Annotated in this window: 13 protein-coding genes; 5 read left to right on the top strand and 8 right to left on the bottom strand. The window is 73.6% G+C overall.

Features of this window, described 5'->3' with window-relative positions; all coding sequences use genetic code 11:
* Positions 1-8 precede the first annotated feature (8 nt).
* Entirely contained in the window at positions 9-767 is a 759-nt protein-coding gene (locus tag JOF41_RS25570) for a crotonase/enoyl-CoA hydratase family protein (protein WP_189227331.1), read from the bottom strand.
* Positions 764-2,356, bottom strand: coding sequence for an acyl-CoA dehydrogenase family protein (locus JOF41_RS25565; RefSeq protein WP_209622563.1), 1,593 nt, complete (start codon positions 2,354-2,356; stop codon positions 764-766). The genes JOF41_RS25570 and JOF41_RS25565 overlap by 4 nt, the downstream gene beginning before the upstream one ends.
* 137 nt (positions 2,357-2,493) lie before the next feature.
* Here JOF41_RS25565 and JOF41_RS25560 point away from each other — a divergent pair, with 137 nt between their 5' ends.
* Entirely contained in the window at positions 2,494-3,786 is a 1,293-nt protein-coding gene (locus JOF41_RS25560; RefSeq protein ID WP_244992050.1) for an FAD-binding oxidoreductase, read from the top strand.
* A gap of 13 nt (positions 3,787-3,799) precedes the next feature.
* A complete protein-coding gene (locus JOF41_RS25555; protein ID WP_189227329.1) occupies positions 3,800-5,032 on the top strand; it encodes an SAM-dependent methyltransferase in 1,233 nt (410 codons plus the stop codon).
* A gap of 121 nt (positions 5,033-5,153) precedes the next feature.
* On the opposite strand, the gene JOF41_RS25550 is transcribed toward JOF41_RS25555, so the two are convergent.
* The 4 genes from JOF41_RS25550 to JOF41_RS25535 all read right to left on the bottom strand — a co-directional run bounded on the left by JOF41_RS25550 (position 5,154) and on the right by JOF41_RS25535 (position 10,621).
* The gene (locus JOF41_RS25550; protein ID WP_209622558.1) at positions 5,154-7,304 is read right to left on the bottom strand and encodes a putative bifunctional diguanylate cyclase/phosphodiesterase; all 2,151 of its coding nucleotides are present in this window, start codon (positions 7,302-7,304) and stop codon (positions 5,154-5,156) included.
* Positions 7,305-7,662: 358 nt separating this feature from the next.
* On the bottom strand, positions 7,663-8,430 hold the full coding sequence (locus JOF41_RS25545) for an ESX secretion-associated protein EspG (RefSeq protein WP_209622555.1): 768 nt from the start codon (positions 8,428-8,430) through the stop codon (positions 7,663-7,665).
* On the bottom strand, positions 8,427-10,154 hold the full coding sequence (locus tag JOF41_RS37935; RefSeq protein ID WP_209622552.1) for a WXG100 family type VII secretion target: 1,728 nt from the start codon (positions 10,152-10,154) through the stop codon (positions 8,427-8,429). Before JOF41_RS37935 ends, JOF41_RS25545 begins: the two co-directional genes overlap by 4 nt.
* Positions 10,155-10,168: 14 nt before the next feature.
* Positions 10,169-10,621: a hypothetical protein gene (locus tag JOF41_RS25535; RefSeq protein ID WP_189227325.1), complete on the bottom strand. Its 453-nt coding sequence runs from the start codon at positions 10,619-10,621 to the stop codon at positions 10,169-10,171.
* A 237-nt stretch (positions 10,622-10,858) separates the two neighbouring features.
* On the opposite strand from JOF41_RS25535, the gene JOF41_RS25530 reads away from it, so the two are divergent.
* Positions 10,859-13,585 (top strand): AfsR/SARP family transcriptional regulator, encoded by a 2,727-nt coding sequence (locus tag JOF41_RS25530; protein WP_307867530.1) that lies wholly within the window; start codon positions 10,859-10,861, stop codon positions 13,583-13,585.
* A 337-nt stretch (positions 13,586-13,922) separates the two neighbouring features.
* Positions 13,923-14,702, top strand: a complete 780-nt coding sequence (locus tag JOF41_RS25525; RefSeq protein ID WP_209622548.1) for a transposase family protein — start codon at positions 13,923-13,925, stop codon at positions 14,700-14,702.
* A gap of 25 nt (positions 14,703-14,727) precedes the next feature.
* Here the strand turns inward: JOF41_RS25525 and JOF41_RS25520 are convergent, their stop codons facing one another.
* Both JOF41_RS25520 and JOF41_RS25515 read right to left on the bottom strand, forming a co-directional pair.
* Positions 14,728-16,380: an FAD-binding dehydrogenase gene (locus JOF41_RS25520; RefSeq protein WP_189227323.1), complete on the bottom strand. Its 1,653-nt coding sequence runs from the start codon at positions 16,378-16,380 to the stop codon at positions 14,728-14,730.
* A 252-nt stretch (positions 16,381-16,632) separates the two neighbouring features.
* A complete protein-coding gene (locus JOF41_RS25515) occupies positions 16,633-17,463 on the bottom strand; it encodes a hypothetical protein (RefSeq protein ID WP_209622545.1) in 831 nt (276 codons plus the stop codon).
* Between the two features lie 257 nt (positions 17,464-17,720).
* On the opposite strand from JOF41_RS25515, the gene JOF41_RS25510 reads away from it, so the two are divergent.
* The gene (locus JOF41_RS25510; protein ID WP_209622542.1) at positions 17,721-20,960 is read left to right on the top strand and encodes a S8 family serine peptidase; all 3,240 of its coding nucleotides are present in this window, start codon (positions 17,721-17,723) and stop codon (positions 20,958-20,960) included.
* Positions 20,961-21,010 lie beyond the last annotated feature (50 nt).

Raw genomic sequence — 21,010 nt, 5'->3', positions numbered from 1 at the left:
AAAGAATTTCAGGAAAAGCGGCCGTGCCTGCCCTCGCCCGCTCGGAAACGGCTCAGGCCCGTTTCGACTTCGGCCAGCGAGACCATTCCGCGGGCCAGCTCGTTGGCCAGCGCCTCGGATTCCGGCAGCCCCTCCTGCTCCAGCAGGGACAGCCGGTCCTGCCGCAGGCACACCTGGGGGAACGCGGCGATCTCCCGCGCCAGCCGCTCCGCCTCGGCCCGGCAGGTGCCGTTGGGCACCACCCGGTTGGCCAGCCCGATCCGCAGCGCCTCGCCGGAGTGCACCGGCCGCCCGGTGAGCACCAGGTCCATCGCCCGGCTCGCGCCGATCAGCCGGGGCAGCCGCACCGTGCCGCCGTCGACCAGCGGCACGCCCCAGCGGCGGCAGAACACGCCGAACACCGCGTCCTCGTCGACCACCCGCAGGTCGCACCACAGCGCCAGCTCCAGCCCGCCCGCCACGGCGTGCCCGGACACCGCCGCGACGACCGGCTTGGACAGCCGCAGCCTGGTCGGCCCCATCGGCCCGGACGGGCTGGCCGGGTCGTTGCCGCGCTCGGTGCCGATGGCCTTGAGGTCCGCGCCGGAGCAGAACACCCCGCCCTCGCCGTGCAGCACCGCCACCGACGCCGAGTCGTCCGCGTCGAACTCGCGGAACACCTCGGCCAGCGTGTGCGCGGTCGGCCCGTCCACCGCGTTGCGCACGGCGGGCCGGTTCAGCAGGACCGTCCACACCGGACCGGAGCGCTCCACCCGCACCGCGCTCACGACTTCGGCCGCCCGCGCTCCACGATCGCCGCGAAGTCGACGCCGCGCGGCAGCGTGCCGAACGCCAGGCCGCCCTGGCCGGACAGCCGGGAGGCGCAGAAGGCGTCGGCCACCGCCGGGTGGCCGAACCGCACCAGCAGCGCGCCCTGCAGCGCCAGCGCCATCCGCTCCACCAGCCCGCGCGCCCGCACCTCCAGGTCCTCGGCGTCGGCCAGCTCGTCCCGCAGCGCCGCGACCGCCGCGTCCAGCCGCCGGTCGCCCCCTCGGGCGGCGTCCAGCTCGGCGAAGAACGCGGCCACCGCCTCCGGCTCGCGGGCCAGCACGCGCAGCGCGTCCAGCGCGGCCACGTTGCCCGAGCCCTCCCAGATCGACATCAGCGGCGACTCGCGGAACAGCCGGGGCATCCCCGAGTCCTCGATGTAGCCGTTGCCGCCCAGGCACTCCAGCGCCTCGGCGGCGTGCGCGGGGCCGCGCTTGCACACCCAGTACTTGGTCACCGCCAGGCCCAGCCTGCCGCGGTTGGCCGCCAGCCACAGCGCCACCGTCGTGGCCGCCTCGGACTCCACCGCCAGGTCGGCCAGCACGTTGCGCATCGCGGGCTGGTCGAGGAGGTGGCGCCCGAAGGCGCTGCGGTGCGCGGCGTGGTGGGTGGCCTGGGTCAGGCCGAACCGCATCCCGGCCGCGGTGCCCAGCACGCAGTCCAACCGGGTGGAGTTGACCATCTCGATGATGGTCCGCACGCCCCGGCCCTCCTCGCCGACCAGCCAGCCCACCGCGCCGTCGTACTCCAGCTCGGCGGAGGCGTTGGACCTGTTGCCCAGCTTGTCCTTGAGCCGCTGCAGGAAGATCGCGTTGCGGGTGCCGTCCGGCAGCACCCTGGGCAGCAGGAAGCAGGACAGCCCCCGCTCGGTGCGGGCCAGGGTCAGGAACAGGTCCGACATCGGGGCGCTGGTGAACCACTTGTGGCCGGTGAGCAGGTGGTGCTCGCCCGCGCGCACCGCCGTGGTGGTGTTGGACCGGACGTCCGAGCCGCCCTGCTTCTCGGTCATCGACATGCCCGCGAGCAGGCCGCGCTTGCCCTCCGGGGCGCGCAGGCCGAAGTCGTACTCCCGCGCGGCCAGCAGCGGCTCGAACCGCGCGGCCAGCTCCGGGCTCCTGCGCAGCGCGGGCACCGCGGCGCAGGTCATCGAGATCGGGCAGCCGTGGCCCGCCTCGGCCTGGCTCCACACGTAGAACTTCGCCGCGCGGGCCACGTGCGCGCCCGGCCGGTCGTCGCGCCACGGGGCGGCGTGCAGGCCGTGCCCGACCGCGGTGGTCATCAGCTCGTGCCAGGCGGGGTGGAACTCCACCTCGTCCACCCGGTGGCCGTACCGGTCGTGCGTGCGCAGCACGGGCGGGTGCGAGTTCGCCAGCCTGGCCAGGTCGGCCACGTGCGCGGTGCCCGCCAGAACGCCCAGCTCCCGCAGCTCCGGCTCGGCCCACCCCGCGCCGCCGCGGCGCAGCCCGTCCAGCAGCGCCGGGTCCTCGGCGACGTCGTGGCCCTCCAGCGGCGGGGCCTGGTTGGTCACCCGGTGCGTGGCGTGGGTCATTCAGCCAGGGTACTACCGGTCGGTAACCGGGCGGACCGTCGAATTCGGGGGTGCTCAGCGGGCTTCGGCGGCCTACCGTCGTGCGGGTGGGCGATCACAGTCAGGCGGTGGCCGAGCTGCGCGGCCGGTACGCGGCGATGCGGGCGGGCGAGCCGGTGCGGCTGGCCAAGTCGACCTCGAACCTGTTCCGCTTCCGCGACCAGCGCCCCGGCGGGCTGGACGTGGCCCGGTTCAACCGGGTCCTCGCGGTCGACCCGGAGACCAGGACCGCCCGCGTGCAGGGCATGACGACCTACGAGGACCTGGTCGACGCCACCCTGCCGCACGGGCTGATGCCGCTGGTCGTGCCGCAGCTCAAGACGATCACCCTGGGCGGCGCGGTGGCCGGGCTGGGCATCGAGTCCAGCTCGTTCCGCAACGGCCTGCCGCACGAGTCGGTGCGCGAGCTGGAGGTGCTCACCGGCGACGGCGAGGTGGTCGTGGTGGGCCCGGAGGACGAGCTGTTCCGCGGGTTCCCGAACTCCTACGGCACGCTGGGCTACGCCCTGCGGCTGGACATCGAGCTGGAGCCGGTCAAGCCGTTCGTGCGGCTGCGGCACGTGCCCTTCCGCGACGCGGACCGGTGCGCCGAGGCCATCGCGGAGATCTGCGCTAACCGGTCCTACCAGGGCGAACCGGTCGACTTCGTGGACGGCGCGGTGTTCGGCGGCACCGAGCACTACCTGACGTTGGGCGACTGGGTGGCGACCGCGCCGTGGCGCTCGGACTACACCGGCAACCGGATCTACTACCGGTCGGTCCAGCGGCGCGGCACCGACTACCTCACCGCGCGGGACTACCTGTGGCGCTGGGACACCGACTGGTTCTGGTGCTCCCGCGCGTTCGGCGTGCAGCACCCGGTCGTGCGCAGGCTGGTGCCCAAGCGGTACCTGCGCTCGGACGTGTACCGCCGGATCGTCGCCTGGGACCGCAGGCACCGGTTCAGCGCCCGGCTCGACGCCCGGCTGGGCAGGGCGGTGCAGGAGCCGGTGATCCAGGACGTGGAGATCCCGGTGCGCGGGCTGGCCGAGTTCCTGGACTTCTTCCACCGCGAGATCGGCATCAGCCCGGTGTGGCTGTGCCCGGTGCGGTTGCGCGACCGCGCGGGCTGGCCGCTGTACCCGATGGACCCGGACGTGCTCTACGTCAACGTCGGCTTCTGGTCCACAGTGGACCTGCGTCCCGGTGAGCCGGTGGGCAGCCGCAACCGGATGATCGAGGAGCGGGTCTCCTCCCTCGGCGGGCACAAGTCGCTGTACTCGGACTCCTACTACCCGGAGGACGAGTTCTGGGCGCACTACAACGGCGAGGCCTACCGCGCGCTCAAGCGCCGGTACGACTCGGCGGGACGGTTGCCCGACTTGTACGCCAAGTGTGTCCTGCGAAGGTGAAGGGAGCCGGGCCTTGCGGTTGGCGGAGGTGTTCCAGCGGGTGACGGGCGGCGGACCGGCCGTCGGGTTCAGCGCGTTCGACGGCAGTCACGCCGGCCCCCGCGACGCGGCGACGCGGATCGAGGTGCGCTCGCCGGAAGCGCTGGCCTACCTGGCCTCCGCGCCGGGGGAGCTGGGGCTGGCGCGGGCCTACGTGACCGGGCACCTGGAGATCGTCGGCGACGTGCACGAGGCGGTGGCGCAGCTGTCCGGGCTGTCGCTGCGCGCGATCCCGCTCCCGGAGCGGGCGGCGCTGCTGGCGGAACTGGGGCGCGTCCGGCTCGGCACGCGGGTGGAGCCCCCGCCGCAGGAGCGGCGGCTGCGCGGCCTGCGGCACTCCAAGACGCGCGACCGCGCGGCCATCGCGCACCACTACGACGTGTCGAACACGTTCTACGAGTGGCTGCTGGGACCGTCCATGGCCTACACCTGCGCGGTGTACCCGACCGCCGAGTCCACCCTGGAGCAGGCCCAGTTCGCCAAGCACGACCTGGTGGCGCGCAAGCTGGGGCTGCGCGAGGGGATGCGCCTGCTCGACGTCGGCTGCGGGTGGGGCGGCATGGTCCTGCACGCGGCCAAGCACTACGGGGTGCGGGCGCTGGGCGTGACGCTGTCGCGCAACCAGGCCGAGTGGGCGCAGAAGGCGATCGTCGAGGCCGGGCTGTCGGACCTGGCCGAGGTGCGCTACCTGGACTACCGGGACGTGCGCGAGAGCGGGTTCGACGCGATCAGCTCGATCGGGCTGACCGAGCACATCGGCAAGGCCAAGCTGCCCGCCTACTTCCGCGCGCTGCTGCGCAAGCTGCGGCCCGGCGGGCGGTTGCTCAACCACTGCATCACCCGGCCGGACAACCGGCAGCGGGCGCGCACCGGCGGGTTCATCAACCGGTACGTGTTCCCCGACGGGGAGCTGGTCGGCCCCGGCCACGTGGTGTCGCTGATGCACGACACCGGGTTCGAGGTGCGGCACGCGGAGAACCTGCGGGAGCACTACGCGCTGACCCTGGCGGCCTGGTCGCGCAACCTCGACGAGCACTGGGACGAGGCGGTCGAGGAGGTGGGGCTGGGTCGGGCGCGGGTGTGGCGGCTGTACCTGGCGGTGTCCCGGCTCGGGTTCGAGCGCAACGACATCCAGCTGCACCAGGTGCTCGGCGTCCGCCTGGACGGCACCGACGCCCACATGCCCCTGCGCCCCACCTGGCCCTGACGTCCGCAAGTACCACCCGTGGCGCCCCCGCGAGCGCATTCCTACTACCCGGCAGGCGGGCTCGTCGGGACGGGTAGTAGCGATGCGCTCGCGGGGAGGGGGCGGGTGGTACTTGCAGGCGTCAGGACGAGGGGAGGGCGAGCAGGGCGTCGACCTCGGCGGCGGTCAGCAGCTCGGGGCCGAACAGCGGGCCCTGCGCCGCCCGCACCCCGAACTCGGCCAGGCGGGCCGCCTTGTGCTCGTCGTCCACGTCGGCCGCGTACAGCGGCATCCCCAGCGTCCGCGCCCAGGTGAACAGCGCCACGGCGGCGCTGTCGTCGTGCCGGTTGGCGTCCGCGGCCAGGCTCCTGACCGGCCAGCTCTGGTACTTCACGCCGTTGAGCCCCAGCTCCCGCAGCCGCTCCGGCGGCAGCGCGCCGCTGCCCTGCCGGTCCAGCAGCAGCCGCACGCCGTGCTCGCGCAGGATCGCCAGGTTCTCCACCTGCTCGTCGTTGATCGTCAGGATCAGGTGCTCGTTCAGCTCCAGCAGCAGCTTCGCCGCGGGCAGCCCGCTGGCCCGCAGCACCTCCAGGACGCTGCCGACCAGCTCCGGCTCCTGGCACTGCCGGGTGCTCAGGTCGATCTGCAGCGCGGGCGCGGCATCGCCCAGCGCGGCGTGCCAGCGACCGGCCTGGGCGCACGCCTGCTCCAGCGCCCACCGGCCCAGCAGCACCGCCATCCCGTTGCTGGCGCACACCGAGGTCAGCGAGTGCGGGTCCAGCAGCCCGTGCTCGGGGTGGTCCCAGCGCAGCTTGGCCTCCACCGCCACCAGCGAGCGGTCGGCCAGCGAGTGCACCGGCGCGTAGTCGACCCGGAAGTCGCCCTGCTCCAGCCCGCCGGGGATGGACGCGGCCAGTGCGAACCTGGCCCGGTCGCGCTGGTCGCGCTCGGGGTCGTGCAGCACCCACTGGGCCTTGCCGTCGGCCTTGGCCCAGCCCACCGCCACGTCGGCGCAGCGCAGCAGCTCCGCGGCGTCCCAGCCGCGACCCCGGCGCACCGCGATGCCGACGCTCACGCTCACCCCGACGCCGTGCGCGCCGTCCACCCACACCGGCTCGGCCAGCAGCTCGACGACCTCCTCGACCAGCGCGATCACCGACCGCAGGTCGGCCGGGTCGCGGATCAGCACGCCGAACTCGTCCGGGCCGATCCGGGCCAGCTCGCCGACGCCGTCGAACACCGCGCGCAGGTGACCGGCCACCGAGGCCAGCAGGCGGTTGCCCACCTCGTAGCCGAAGGCGTCGTTGAGCACCCGGAAGCCGTCGACGTTGAACACCAGCAGCGCCGCCGAGTCCGGGCCCTGGGAGCCGGAGGCGCCCTCCAGCCAGCCCAGGAACTGCGCCCGGTTGGCCAGCCCGGTCTGCGCGTCGTTGAGGCTCTGCTTGAGCAGCTGCGTCTGCAGCGCGCGCACCTCGTCCAGGTCCTCGATCATGGCGACGTGGTAGGCGGGCTCGCCCAGCTCGTCGCGCACCAGCGACATCGCCACCAGCGCGGGCATGGTCTCGCCGTCGCTGCGCACCAGCCGCTTCTCCACTCGCACGTGGTCCCGCTCGCCGGTGGCCAGCGTGCCCGCGATCTCGTCGATGGCGCCGCGGTCGTCGGGGTGCACCAGGTCGCGCGAGGTCATCCCGCGGATCTCGTCGGCGGTGTAGCCCAGCAGGGACAGCAGCGCCTCGTTGAAGTCCAGCAGCGTCCCGTCCGGGGAGGTCACCGCGATGGCCACCGCCGAGGTGCGGAACACCGCGCGGAACTTCGCCTCGCTGGCCCGCAGCGCCGCCTCCGCCTCGCGGATGGACATGATGGCCGCGCTCTTGCTCAGCTCCTGCTGCTCCAGCGTGCGGTCGCGCAGCGCGTCGCTGTACCCGGCGGCGATGCCGCCCAGCACGGCCATCAGCCGGTGCGTGCGGTCGGCGGGCAGGCCGAAGTGGGGCAGCAGGTGCTCGCCGACGAACGCCAGCGTGCGCTCCAGCGTCACGGTGGAGATGAAGTCGTTCTCGATCATCGCGCGGCCCAGGGCCTGCGCCTGGGCGACGCCGGGGTGCTCGCCCGCCACCGCGGCGTGCAGCTCGTCGGTGAAACCCGCCAGCAGCCGCACCACCTCCTCGCGCGACATCGCGCTCAGCACGGTGGAGCCGATGGCGGCGGCCCAGCGGTGCGCGAAGTCCTCGCGGGCGAGTTCGTACGCCCCGAGTTCCGCGCGCGACTGCTGTGCGGCTGTTGCCTGCTCGACCATCTTCACTCAGTTCTGCGGGGGCCGATCGCTCACGCATTCCGGTGTTGTCGCTCGAATTGACCGGCTGTGGTCCGCTGGTCGCGATGAGCTTACTGGGGCCGGTGCGTGCGCGCGCAAGCGATCTTTTGGCTGACCCCGAGCACGCCTCACCCGCTCGGGGGGCGATGCGGACCGCTCGGCGGATGACGCGGGGGGTGGCGCGGGGATGGCGCGGGGATGCTGCGCCGGATTGGCCTCTGCCAGCCCTATTCAAGGGGGTGTGGAATTCGCCTCCGCACAGCGGTCCGCCCCCGCGGAGAACCCCGGTCGGGGCTATCCGCGGGGGCGGAACGCCGTGTGGTCCGCGTGGTCCGCGTGGTCAGGCCACCGCCGACAGCACCGACGCGATGCGCGTGGCGATGCGGTCGTTGTCGGTCGGAGCCAGGCTGAGCCAGCCGTCCTCGCGCACCATCAGGTACCGGCCCTGGTGGGTGTCGAACCAGGTGATCAGCGTGCCCGCCCGCGTGCTGCGGTAGCCGCCGCCGACGCTGACCCCGAACTGTCCGCCCGCCACCCGGTTGGCGGCCAGCTCGCTGACCGCCGCCGCGTCGTCGCGGGACAGCCCGGCCTTCTGCAGCGCGGTGCGCTCGTCGACGTCCGAGGAGGAACCCCACGGGTCGTCCTCGTCGTCCTCGTCGGACTCCTGCTGGAACGCCACCGCGGCGCTGAGCGACTCCAGCCGCAGCGACAGCGCGTTGCCCGGACCGGCCGTGCCCTCCGGCAGCACCTCGACGATCTCGCGGGCCAGCGCGGTCGGCCGGATCTCCACCAGGCCGACCTTGCCGCTGTCGATGATCGCCAGCACCGCGCGGTCGCCGCCCGCGGCGGCCAGCGCCCGCACCGGGCGCTCGATGTGCGCCACCGCGTCCACCGCCACCCGGTGGTCGGCCAGCAGTCGCAGCAGCTCGACCAGCCGCTCGTCCGGCTCGCCAAGCTCGGCCAGCACCTCGGCGCGCAGCCGGGCCCGCTCCTCGCCGGTCTCGCCCACGCTGGGCACGTCCAGCGGGTAGGGCAGCCTGCCCAGCCCCAGGTGGTGCCACAGCACGTCCAGCTGGACCGGGGTGAGCAGGTACTGGGGCTCGATCACGACTGCTCGCCCTTCTTCTTGGGCTTCGCGCCGCCGATCACCGACGGGGGCAGGTTCTCGCCGGGCACCTCGAAGATGTCCTCGCCGCGGATGTACGCGGCGGAGCGGCGCTCCTTGTCCTCGCCGCCCTGCCCGCCGTGCGCGCCCGCCATCGGGGCGCCCGCGCCCATCGGCATGCCGGTCGGACCCGCCGGGCCGGTAGGGCCGAAACCGCCGGTGGGCATCGGGCCGCGGTTGGGCGCCACCGCGCCCGTCGAGCCGCCTGCGGCCAGCTGGCCGCCCGTGCCGCCCGCGCCGCCGCCGAAACCACCGGCACCGCCGCCGAAGCCGCCCGCGCCGCCGCCGAAGCCACCGGCGCCGCCGCCGAAGCCACCGGCACCGCCGCCGAAGCCGCCCGCGCCGCCGCCGAAGCGCGCCGCGTTGGCGCCGCCGGGACCGCCCGCGCCGCCGCCGGGGACACCGGGCCCGCCGGAGCCCTGGTAGCTGCCGGGGACGTTGGGCCCCTGGTAGCTGCCCGGCACCGGCGGCTTGATGTTCGGGTTGTAGCCGCCCTGCGGGTTCGGCGGCACGTAGCCGCCGCCCTGCTTGTTCTGCGGCGGCGTGTACTGCGTCGGGGTGTTGGTGACGGGCCGGTTCGCGGGCGGCACGTAGCCGCCGGTCGGCGGGGTGTAGGTGTTGGGGTTCGTGGACCGGGTCGGCTGCTGGTAGCTCGGCGTCGTCGACGGCGGCACGTAGCCGCCGCCCGCCGGGTTGGTGTAGCCGCTCGACGGCGGGGTGTAGCTGCTGGGCGGGGTGTAGCCGCCGCTGGGCGGGGTGTAGCTGGACGGGGTGTACGGGTTCGCCACCGGCACCGAGGCCGCCGCGGCCGCCGCCGTGGTGCCCTCCGGCCGGTAGGCGGGCGTGACCGGGGTCATCGGGCTCAGCTGCGCCGCCGGGGCGCTGCTGGTGAACGCGCCCGCGCCCGACGGCGGGGTGTAGGCCGCGGCAGCGGGCTGCGCGGCGCCGCTCATCGGGGTGCCCGTGCTCTGCGGGGTCGGCGCGTACGCGGTGGCCGCCGAGGCCGAGGTGGTGCCGCTGGGCATCGACACGGCCTGCGCGTCACCCAGGGTGGGCGCGCTCAGCGTGCGCATCATCATCGGCTGCGGCTCTTCGGTGCGGCCGGTCACCGGGTTGAACGGCGCGGTGAACTTCGGCGTGGTCTGGTCGACCCCGCGCGACTCGTTCTCCATCGTCGTCATCACGGTGACGGCGTGCTCGTGCAGCGCGCGGGCGTGGCTGTTGGCCGCCTCCACGTCCGCGGCGGAGGACAGCAGGCCCGAGATGCCGCCCGCGGTGAACACCCCGGTGGCCTGGTCCCAGCTGAACTCGACCGGCTCGGGCATGCTGGCCCGCGCGTTCTGCATGATCTGGCTCTGCGCCTGCACCCTGGTGCCGACCACCACGGCGGTCTCGGCGGTCTTGGTGACCCAGTCCGACAGCAGCCTGATCGCGGCCCGCGCGCTGTCCGCGGCGTCACCGGTCCAGCCGGACTCGCTCGACGCGACCCGCTCGTTGATCACCCGCGCGGACTCGGTCAGCTCGGTGCCGAACTGCCCCCACTCCGAGCCGATCTCACCGGTCTGACCGGGATCGTTGTTGTTGTGCACCGCCTCGTACAGCTCGCGGTGCGAGCGGGACGCCCAGTTCTGCGCGTCCGTCAGGACCAGGTCCAGTTCCTCCGCCATGACCCTCTCGCCTCTCAGTTGCCGCTCAGCCTGGTCAGCTCGGAGCCGTGCTCCTCGTCGACCAGCTGGAAGTTCCGGATCGCGCTCTGCACGGAGTCGTGCGTCTGCTGCAGCACCTCGCGGTACGCGGTCATCACCGACACGAACGACAGCGGGTCGCCGTCGGCGCGGGTCTCGAACTTGTGGGCCATCCGGTCGCCGACGGGGTTGGCGCCCAGCGGAGCCGGGCGGGCCAGCCTGCCCGCGCGCTCCAGCCAGGAGTCGACCTGGTCGATCTGCTCCAGCAGCATCCGGCGCAGCTGCTCGCCGACCACCGGGTCGAGGGAGACCCGGCCGGAGTTCACCGTCTCCTGCAGCGCCTGGACCTGCGCGCCCAGCGCGGCCTTGGTGGCCGTGACGCTCGCGGCGGTGGCGGGGACGCGCTGGCCTGAGACCTCGTTCTCGTTGCCTGCATCGGCGATGTACATCGGCTTCCCTCGCGGAGGCAGCATGGTGGACGGAACCAACCCTTCCCGGCCGCGCCAACGCCCGGCCAACGCGCCGCCAATGCGGCCGGGACGAAAGCCCGAACGGCTGTGGGAAACTCTGCGACTACACGCTGACTACGCGCTGACTACACGCTCACAACGCCGGAAGGTCTTCTGATGCGGGTCAACCTGCTGGGCCCCGTTGAGCTCGTTTCGGCCGGTGGGGAAGCTGTTCGCGTGGGCGCGGCGAAGCGCCGCACGGTGTTGGCCGCGCTCGCCCTTGAGCTGAACCGGGTCGTCTCCGGCGACCGCCTGCTGGCCCTGGTGTGGAACGGGGCGCCGCCCCCGCAGGCCAAGGCCGCCCTGCAGGGCCACATCGCGCAGCTGCGCAAGGTGCTCGACGACGGCGTCTCCCTGGTCACCCGCGCACCCGGCTACGTGCTCACCGGCGACCGCGACGCGGTCGACGTGTTCCGCTTCGAAGACCTCATCGCCGCCGCCCGCGAGGCCGACGACGAGGCCGCGGCGGCCCAGCTGACCTCGGCGCTGCGGCTGTGGCGCGGCCCGGTGCTCGCCGACGTGCCCGCCGACCAGCTGCGCGAGGCGGTGTCCGCGCGGCTGGAGGAACTGCGGCTGGTGGCCGTGCAGGACCTGGCCAGCAGGCTGTTCCGGCTCGACCGGGCGGGCGAGGCGGTGAGCGGGCTGCGGGAGGCGGTGGACGGGCACCCGCTGCGCGAGCCGCTGGTGGCCCGGCTGGTGCTGGCGCTGCACCGGACCGGGCGGCAGGCCGAGGCGCTGGAGCTGTTCCACCGCACCCGCGAGCAGCTGGCCGAGGAGCTGGGCGTGGACCCCGGCCCCGAGCTGCGCGAGGCGTACCAGGCGGTGCTGGCGGGCGACGCGCCGCCGCCGTCCCCGCCGCCGTCCCCGCCCGCCCCGGTGGAGCGGCCCACCGCGGTGCCCGCGCAGCTGCCCCGCGAGCACCGCGGCTTCGTCGGCCGGGACGCGGAGCTGTGCGCCCTCGAAGAGGCGCTGACCGGCCAGGACTCGGCGATCGGGCTGCTGGTCGGGCCCGCCGGGGTGGGCAAGACGGCGCTGGCGCTGCGCTGGGCGCACCGGGCCGCGGGCGACTTCCCGGACGGGCAGCTGTTCGTCAACCTGCGCGGGTTCGACGAGACCGAGCCGCTGGACCCCCGCGCGGCGCTGGTGGGCTTCCTGCGCGCGCTGGGGCTGTCGGACTCCCAGATCGCGGCGGACCTGGAGGACCAGGCGGCGCAGTACCGCTCGCTGCTGGCCGGGCGGCGGGTGCTGGTGGTGCTGGACAACGCGCGCTCGGCCGAGCAGGTGCGCCCCCTGCTGCCCGGCTCGTCGCGCTGCCTGGTGCTGGTCACCAGCAGGCACCTGCTCGACGACCTGGTGGTCACCGAGGGCGCGACGTCGCTGCAGGTGCAGACGCTGCCCGAGCAGAACGCGGAGGACCTGCTGGCCGCGGCGCTGGGCAGGCAGCGCATCGAGCAGGAGCCGGAAGCGGTCGCCGAACTGGTGGAGCTGTGCGACCGGCTGCCGCTGGCGCTGCGCATCGCGGGCGCCCGCCTGGCGTCACGGCCCCGGTGGACCGTGCAGTCGCTGGTGGACGAGCTGCGCGACGAGCAGGGCAGGCTGTCGGGCCTGTCGCTGGAGGCCGGTCGCGGCGTGCACGCGGCGCTGGCGGTGAGCTACCGCGAGCTGCCCGAGGCCGCCGCGCGGCTGTTGCGCAGGTTGGGCCTGCACCCCGGCACGGACCTGGACAGCTACACCGCCGCGGCGCTGATGGACATCAACGTGGTGACGGCCCGCACGCACCTGCGCACCCTCGCCTACGCGAACCTGCTGCACGAGTCCATGCCGGACCGGTACTCCCGGCACGACCTGGTTCGCCTGTTCACCCACCAGCTGGCGGCCACCGACTCCGAGGCGGACAACGCCGAGGCGACCAGCAGGCTGCTGGACTACTACCTGCACGTGGCCGACGCGGCGCGGGCCCACCTGTCCGACCACGTCCGCCCGTTCGCCCCGCCCGCCCACCGGCCCGCCAGCTCGCCGGAGCTGTCCTCGCACGCCGCCGCGCTGGAGTGGTTCACCCTGGAGGAGGCCAACCTGGGGCTGGCGCTGGACATCGCGCAGGGTGGCGGGCAGCACCAGCGCACCTGGCAGCTGGCGCTGTGCCTGGACGCGTTCCACTTCCGCCGCGGCAACCGGCTCGACCGGCTGGCGCTGTGCCGCATCGGCCTGTCCGCCGCGCGCGAGCTGGGCGACGCCCACGCCGAGGCCACGTTCCTGCTGCGGCTGGGCTCCACGCTGGCCGACATGGGCCGCATCGAGGAGGCGGTGCGGGCGTGCACCGACGCGGCCCGGCTGGCGAGCGGCGACCGGCACCTGGAGCTGGCCGCGCTGGCCAACCTCGGCTACTGCCTGATGGCCGACGGCAGGCTCGACGAGGCGCAGGAGCGCATCACCGAGGCGCTGGAGCTGGCCCGCGAGGTCGGCGACACCCGGTCGCAGGCCAGCGGGCTGAACAACCTGGCCAACGTGCTGCTGGCCAAGGACCGGCCGGAGGAGGCGCTGCGGCACGCGACCGAGGCGCTGGGCCTGTTCGGCTCGGTGGCGCCGACGAAGGCGCACACCGCGACGCTGCACACGGTGGGCGCGGCCAACCAGCGGCTGGGGCGGCTGGACGAGGCGCTGGAGTCCTACCGGGCCGGGCTGGCCCTGGCCGAGCGGCTGGGTGACCGGTACCAGGAGGCGCTGTGCCACCGGGCCATCGGCGACGTGCTGGAGCAGCAGGAGAGCGCGGAGGCCGCGCTGCCGCACTGGGTGTCGGCGCTGCGGCTGTACCGGGACCTGCGCCTGGCCGACGCCGACGACCTGGCCCGCCGCCTCGACCCCACCCCCCTCCACCCCAACCCCCTCCACCCCGCCCCCCGCTGACCCCCGCGAGTCGAACGCTCGGGTACCGCGAGTTCGTCGTTCGGGTTGGGTTATCCAGCAAAGCGGCGCTCGCCGGGCCCCGCTGCGCGCGCTTCGCGCGCGCCCCTCTGGTGCGTCGGCAAGTACTACCCGAGGCCGACTCGCGGGGGCGGCACGCCCGACACGCCCGCGACCGGGTGACGCCGGGGGCGGGCGTGTGCGTCCTGAGCGTTGAATTCGGGGGTGCTGAGCGTTCGAGCGTTATTCATAGCTTCTGAGCTGGGCTGGTAGCGCAACAGCCCTGTCCGGGTAGGGTCGGTTTCCTTCCACAGAAACGATCCACCACGAGGCAGGGCTGTTGCGCTACCAGTCTACGACCGGGCTCGACCATGATCAGATCCGGGAGTTGGTCGCCCGTGTCCACCAGCTCGTCCACTCCCGCCAACCGCCGGTGGGGCGGCCGCCGTTGCTGGGCCTGTACCGGCAGGTGCAGTTGACCCTGGTGCTGCTGCGTCAGAACCTGTCCCAGACCGTGGCCGCGGACTGGTTCGGGGTCAGCCAGCCCACCGTCTCCCGCGTCTTCCGGCGCATCACACCCCTGATCGAGCAGGCGCTGTGCCTGCACACTCCACCCCTGCCCGCAGCGCTGACCGGACGGGTGGTGCTGGTGGACGGCACGTTGATCCCGACCGGCAACCGGGCCGGGCACAAGCACAACTACAACGGCAAGCGCCACAAGGCCGGTCTGGGCGTGCAGGTACTGGCCACCCTCGACGGCGTCCTGCTCGACGTGGCCGCCCCGGTGGCGGGACGCACCCACGACCGACTGGCCTTCACCGAAGCCGGCTACGACACCCTGCCGGCCGACACCCCGACCATCGGCGACCTGGGCTACCAGGGCACCCCGGCCATCCGACCCCGCCGCAAACGCCCCGGACACAAGACCCACACCCCCGAAGACGAGGTGTGGAACACCGGCATCAAACAGATCCGCTGGGCCGTCGAACAGGCCATATCCCACCTGAAGAACTGGAAGATCCTCGCCACCGGCTACCGGGCACGTCTGGCCGAACTACCCGACATCATCCGCATCGTCGCCACCCTGGAGTACTACCGCCTCGGCTGGCAACCCCTCTGAATAACGCTCTTCGACTCGCGGGGGGTTAGAGGGCTGCGGCGACGGCGCGGCCGGCTACGCGGCCGGAGAACAGGCAGCCGCCGAGGAAGGTGCCCTCCAAGGCCCGGTAGCCGTGGACGCCACCGCCGCCGAAACCGGCCGCCTCGCCCGCCGCGTAGACGCCGGGCAGGGGGGTGCCGTCCGCGCGCAGCACCCGCGACGACAGGTCGGTGTGCAGGCCGCCGAGGGTCTTGCGGGTCAGCACGGACAGGCGCACGGCGATCAGCGGGCCGGCCTTGGGGTCCAGCAGCGGGTGCGGCTCGACCACCCGCATCAGCTTGTCGGTCAGGAAGTGCCGCGCCTCGCGCATGGCGTTGACCTGCATGTCCTTGCCCAACCCGGACAGCACCTGGCGGTCCCGCTCGACCACCAGGCGCTCCAGCGCCACCGGGTCCACCAGGTCCTCGCCGACCAGGGCGTTCATCCCGGCGACGACCTCGGCCACGGACGAGCCGAAGATGAACTCCGGGGACTTGCGGGCGAACGCCTCGACCGGGGCCACCGCGCCGGGCAGCGCGCGGCGGAGCACCTGGCGGACGTCCTTGCCGGTGAGGTCGGGGTTCTGCTCCGAGCCGGAGAGCGCGAACTCCTTGCCGATGATGCGCTGGTTGAGCAGGAACCAGGAGTGCGAGTACCCGGTCTTGACGATGTGCTCCAGCGCGCCCAGCGCGTCGAAGCCGGGGAACAGGGGGATGGGCAGCCGGGCGCCGGTGGCGTCCAGCCACAGCGACGACGGGCCGGGCAGGATGCGGATGCCGTGCGCGCTCCAGATGGGCGCGTAGTTGGCGATGCCCTCCGGGTAGTGCCACATCCGGTCCTCGTTGATGATCTCCCCGCCCGCCGAGGAGACCACCTGGAGCATCTTGCCGTCCACGTGGTCGGGCACGCCGGAGAGCATCCGCGCGGGCGGTGTGCCCAGGCGCGCGGGCCAGTTGCGGCGGACCATCTCGTGGTTGCCGCCGATGCCGCCGGAGGTGACCACCACGGCCTGGGCGCGCAGCTCGAACGCGCCCTCGGCGGTGCGGGAGCTGGGCGCTCCGCGCTCGGCCGGGTCGGCGGCCAGCACGTCGCCCGCCACGCCGTCGACGACGCCGCCGGTGGTGAGCAGGGACGTCACGCGGTGCCGGAACCGCAGGGTGACCAGGCCGCGCTCGACGCCCTCGCGCACCCGCCGCTCGAACGGCTCGACCAGCCCCGGCCCGGTGCCCCAGGTGACGTGGAAGCGGGGCACCGAGTTGCCGTGCCCGGAGGCCAGGTACCCGCCGCGCTCGGCCCACTGGACCAGCGGGAACCACCGCACGCCCAGCGCGTGCAGCCAGGCGCGCTTCTCACCGGAGGCGAAGTCGACGTAGGCCTCGGCCCACTTGCGCGGCCAGGCGTCGACGTCGCGGTCGAACGCGGCCGAGCCCAGCCAGTCCTGCAGTGCCAGCTCGGCGGAGTCCTTGACCCGCAGCCGCCGCTGCTCGGGGCTGTTGACCAGGAACAACCCGCCGAAGGACCAGAACGCCTGGCCGCCGAGCGAGGCTTCGGGCTCCTGGTCGACCAGGATCACCTTGCGGCCGGCGGCCACCAGTTCGGAGGTGGCGACCAGCCCTGCGAGACCCGCGCCGACGACGATGACATCTGCGTCCTGTGCCATCGGGCGAGTCTAGAGCGGCGAGGTCGAATCTGAAAAGATTTCATGTAATGGGGCCGTCGGCCGTCCGGATGGGGGGAGGTTCCGTTCGGCCGACGGCGGTCGGGCGTGTGCGGGCGCACCGGCAACGTCTCGGGGAGAGGTGCCGCTCGGGTTCCTGGGGGGAAGAGAACCCGGCGGGCCTGACGTCGGGCGCGGCGTCCGCTCGCCGACCACTAGTAGAACGGGTGGTGTCGAACGGGTGTTCCCGGCGTGTCAGGCATCACCCCGCAGCTCGGACAGCCGTTCGCGGGCGCGTTCCAGCTTGTTCCGCGCCACCTCCGCGCGGCGTCGGGCGCGCTCCGCCCGCGTCGCCGCCTCGTGCTCGTCCCGCTGCGCCCGGCGCAGCTCCGCGCGCAGCTCGGCGGCGCGCTCCTGGCGCTCGGCCAGCACGCCCTCGGCCTCGGTGACGGCCGACTCCGCGTGCCGGAGCCCGTCCTGGGCCGCGACCACGTCCTCCCGCGCCCGCGTGAGCGACCGCTCCCGCCGCTGCTCGCGGCGCGGCGCCAGGTCGTCGCGCACGGGCGCGCCGCCGGTGGGCTCCGGCCCGAACCCGGACCGCTCCACCGGCCGCACCAGCCGCCCGGCCCTGATCCGCGCCGCCAGCACCGCGTCCACCAGCGCCGAGGTCAGGGTGGTGCGCACCTGCTGCACCGCGTCCGGGCCCAGCGGGTGCCCGGCGGCGACGGCCAGCTCCTCCGCCCGACGCACCAGCTCGCCCAGCACGACCCGCCTGCGCTCGCCCAGCTCCCGCAGCGCGCCGCCGCGCAGCTCCTCCTGTGCGGCGCGCAGCAGCCCGCCCAGTTCGGCGGCCTCGGCCAGGTCGTCGGCGGCCTCGCGGGCGAGCAGGTTCAGCGCCCACGCGGCCCGCGTCGGCTTGCGCAGCGCGGCCACCCGCTCGGCCAGCGCGCGGTCGCCCAGCGCGGCGGCCTCGCGGGCGCGGGCGTCCCTGGTCGCGGTGAAGCGGACCGGCGGCAGGGCGTACAGCTCGTCGGCTATCCGGTCGATCGGCGCGGGCTCCACAATGCCGACCAGTGTGCTCGACATCGGGTGCGCGGGCGATTCGTTAGCCGGTGCGGCCGCGATCACGCGGTTCACCGTTGACAGAGGTTGACATACCGGCTGGTCGTCTCTTGACTTGACCTGTCGCGGCCCTCCGGCGATTCCGCGGCATTTCCGGCGTGCTCGCGCAATAGCCCTTTCGGTCCAATGTGGATTTCTTCCTTGGGCTGTTCGCACGATTGTCGGAGCCGGTGCGGGGAGATGTGCTTGCGCCAATCTTTCCCCACGAAGGGTTTTGCGCCGTGATCAACTCGGGAAACCGGTGGAGACACCGGACCAGTGCGGCCGTGCTGGCCGCCGTGCTGGGCACCTCGGGGTTCGGCTTCGCCGCCGCTCCGGCCGCCGCGCAGGAGGTCCCCCAGGGCTCCCCCGCCCCCGCTGACAAGCAGCTCGACAAGCAGGACCTCGCCCGCCTGGCCGAGGCCGAGCAGGCGGGCAGGCCCAACGTCACCCTGCTGGTCGCGGCCGAGGAGGGCAGGCTCGACGCCGCCGCCGACGACCTCAAGGCGCTGGGCGGCGTGGTCGAGTCCACCGAGCGCGATGTCGAGTACCTGAAGGTCTCCGTGCCGCGCGACAAGGCCGAGAAGGCCGCGAAGCTGGCCTCGGTCAACGCCGTGGACGTCGACGGCCTGGTGGCGCTGGACGACCCGCGCCCGGACGGCGCGGTCACCCCGCTGCCGCAGAAGGCGCCCGACGCCAGGACGCCCAAGAAGAACCCCTACATGCCGACCCAGGACACCAACGCGGCGCAGTTCACCGACGAGCACGCCAAGTGGGACGGCCGCGGCACCACCATCGCCATCCTGGACAGCGGCGTCGACCTGGACCACCCGGCGCTGGCGACCACCACCACCGGTGAGCGCAAGGTCGTCGACTGGTACAACGCCAACGCCACCAACTCCGGCGACGGCACCTGGGTGGCCATGTCCGGCCGCCACACCGGCTCGTTCACCGTCGGCGGCGTCACCTACAAGGCGCCCGCCACCGGCGGCCCCTACAGCTTCGGCACCTTCCGCGAGAGCGGGGGCGACCTGGGCCTGGCCAACAGCGAGACCGGCGGCGACATCAACCGCGACGGCGACCGCGCGGACACCTTCGGCGTGCTCCAGGACATCTCCACCAAGCAGGTCCGGGTGGACGCGGACCTGGACGGCGACTTCACCGACCAGGCCGCGATGCTGGACTACAAGTACAAGAAGGACGTCGGCCACTTCGGCGCGGACAACCCGGCCACGCCGGTGCTGGACACCGTGGCCTTCGTGGTGCAGACGGACAAGTCCGTCTACGACAACGGCGGCACCCCGTACGTCAACATCGGCATCGCGGGCAGCGCGCACGGCACCCACGTCGCGGGCATCACCGCGGCGCACAAGCTGTTCGGCGGCAAGATGGCGGGCGCGGCCCCCGGCGCGAAGCTGATGGCGGTCAAGGTCTGCCTGTCCACCCCGTCGTGCACCTCCAGCGGCCTGATCGACGGCGTGCTCTACGCCGCCCGCAACGGCGCCGACGTGGTCAACATCTCCATCGGCGGCCTGCCCGCGCTCAACGACGGCAACAACGCCCGCGCGGAGCTCTACAACCGCACCATCGCCGAGTACAACGTGCAGCTGTTCATCTCGGCGGGCAACAGCGGCGCGGGCGCGAACACCGTCGGCGACCCCTCGGTGGCCACCGACGCGGTCAGCGTCGGCTCCTACATCACCAAGGAGACCTGGCTGGCCAACTACGGCTCGGTCACCAAGCAGGCGGAGAGCCTGCACGGCTTCTCCTCGCGCGGCCCGCGCGAGGACGGCGGGTTCAAGCCGAACATCGTCGCGCCCGGCTCGGCGATCTCGACCGTGCCGCAGTGGCAGACCCCCGGCCCGGTGCCGGGCACCTACGAGCTGCCCGCGGGCTACGCCATGCTCAACGGCACCTCGATGGCCGCCCCGCAGGCGACCGGCGCGGCCGCGCTGCTGGTCAGCGCCTACAAGGCCAAGCACGGCGGTGAGCGGCCCAACGCCGCCGCGCTGCGCAACGCCATCCAGTCCGGCGCGGACTGGGTGTCCACCCTGGGCGCCTACGAGCAGGGCGCGGGCCTGTTCGACGTCAAGCGCGCGTGGTCGCTGCTGGACCGCGGCCCGCAGCCGCAGTCGGTGACCGCCTCGGTGCCGGTGCGCACCGCGCTGTCGAACCTGCTGGCCACCCCCGACACCGGCGTGGGCATCCACGACCGCGAGGGCGTGACCGTCGGCCGCGAGTACACCCGCACCTACACCCTCACCCGCACCACCGGCCCGAACCGCAACCAGCAGTTCCTGGTCGACTGGGACGGCAACGACGGCACCTTCTCGGCCAAGTCGCTGGTCAGCCTGCCGCTGAACACGCCGGTGAAGTTCGACGTCAAGGTGCGGCCCAAGACCGCGGGCGCGCACTCGGCGGTGCTGAAGCTGGACAACCCCGCCACGCCGGGCGTGGACCTGTTCACCCTCAACACCGTCTTCGCCGGTGCCGAGTTCACCGCCGCGGGCAAGTTCACGGCCACCAAGACCGGCAGCATCGCGCGCAACCAGACGCAGAGCTTCTTCGTGAACGTGCCCGCGGGCACCAGCGCGCTGAAGGTCGACATGGTCGCGGGCGGCGCGGAGAAGGGCAAGGGCCAGGTGCGGTTCCTGCGCTTCGACCCGTACGGCACGCCGTTCGACACCACAGGCTCCGCCAGCTGCTACAACCCCGAAGCGAGCGCGGGCTGCACGCCCACCAGCCGCACGGTGACCAACCCGCTGCCGGGCCTGTGGGAGATCGTGGTCGAGGCCAGGCGCACCTCCGACGCCGACTCGGCGCCGTACTCGGTGACCGCCGCGGTGCTGGGCACCGCGATCAGCCCGAACCCCGACGTGATCGCGTCGGCCACCGCGGGCACCCCCGTCGAGCGCGGCTACACCGTCAGCAACGCGCTGGCGTCGTTCAACGGCCGCCTGGTCGGCGGCCCGCTGGGCAGCGCCCGCACCGCCCGGCCCAGCGTCGCCGACGGGGCGTCGCAGACGTTCGACGTGGTGGTCCCGGCGGGGGCGACCTCGCTCAGCGCCACCATCGGCAAGCCCGCCGACGTCGGCGCGGACCTGGACCTGGCGCTGTTCAACTGCACCACCGGCACCTGCGTGCTGGCGGCCCAGCAGGCGGACGGCGACTCCGAGGAGTCGACCTCGGTGGCCAACCCGGCGCCGGGCGCGTGGAGGGTGCAGGTCGAGGGCTTCGAGGTGCCCGCGGGCACCACGGAGTACGACTACGTCGACGTCTACGTCGCGCCGAGCCTGGGCGCGGTGTCGGTGACCGACACCAACGCCGAGCGCACGCCGGGCGCGTCCTGGACGGTGCCCGGCACGGTGACCGCCAACGGCCAGGCGGGCGCGGGCCGCGTGCTGCGCGGCGAGCTGACCGTGCAGACCGCGGAGAACGTCGTGGTCGGTCGTGGCGTCGTGATCGTCGAGAACGTCGTGTGACGACCGGTTGGGCATGAGCGGGGCCACCTCCTTCGCGGAGGTGGCCCCGT

It is taken from the genome of Saccharothrix coeruleofusca, assembly GCF_017876325.1.
Taxonomy (GTDB): Bacteria; Actinomycetota; Actinomycetes; order Mycobacteriales; family Pseudonocardiaceae; genus Actinosynnema; species Actinosynnema coeruleofuscum.
The sequence above is the reverse complement of the archived record's forward strand: the minus strand, read 5'-3'. Positions and strand labels throughout refer to the sequence as shown.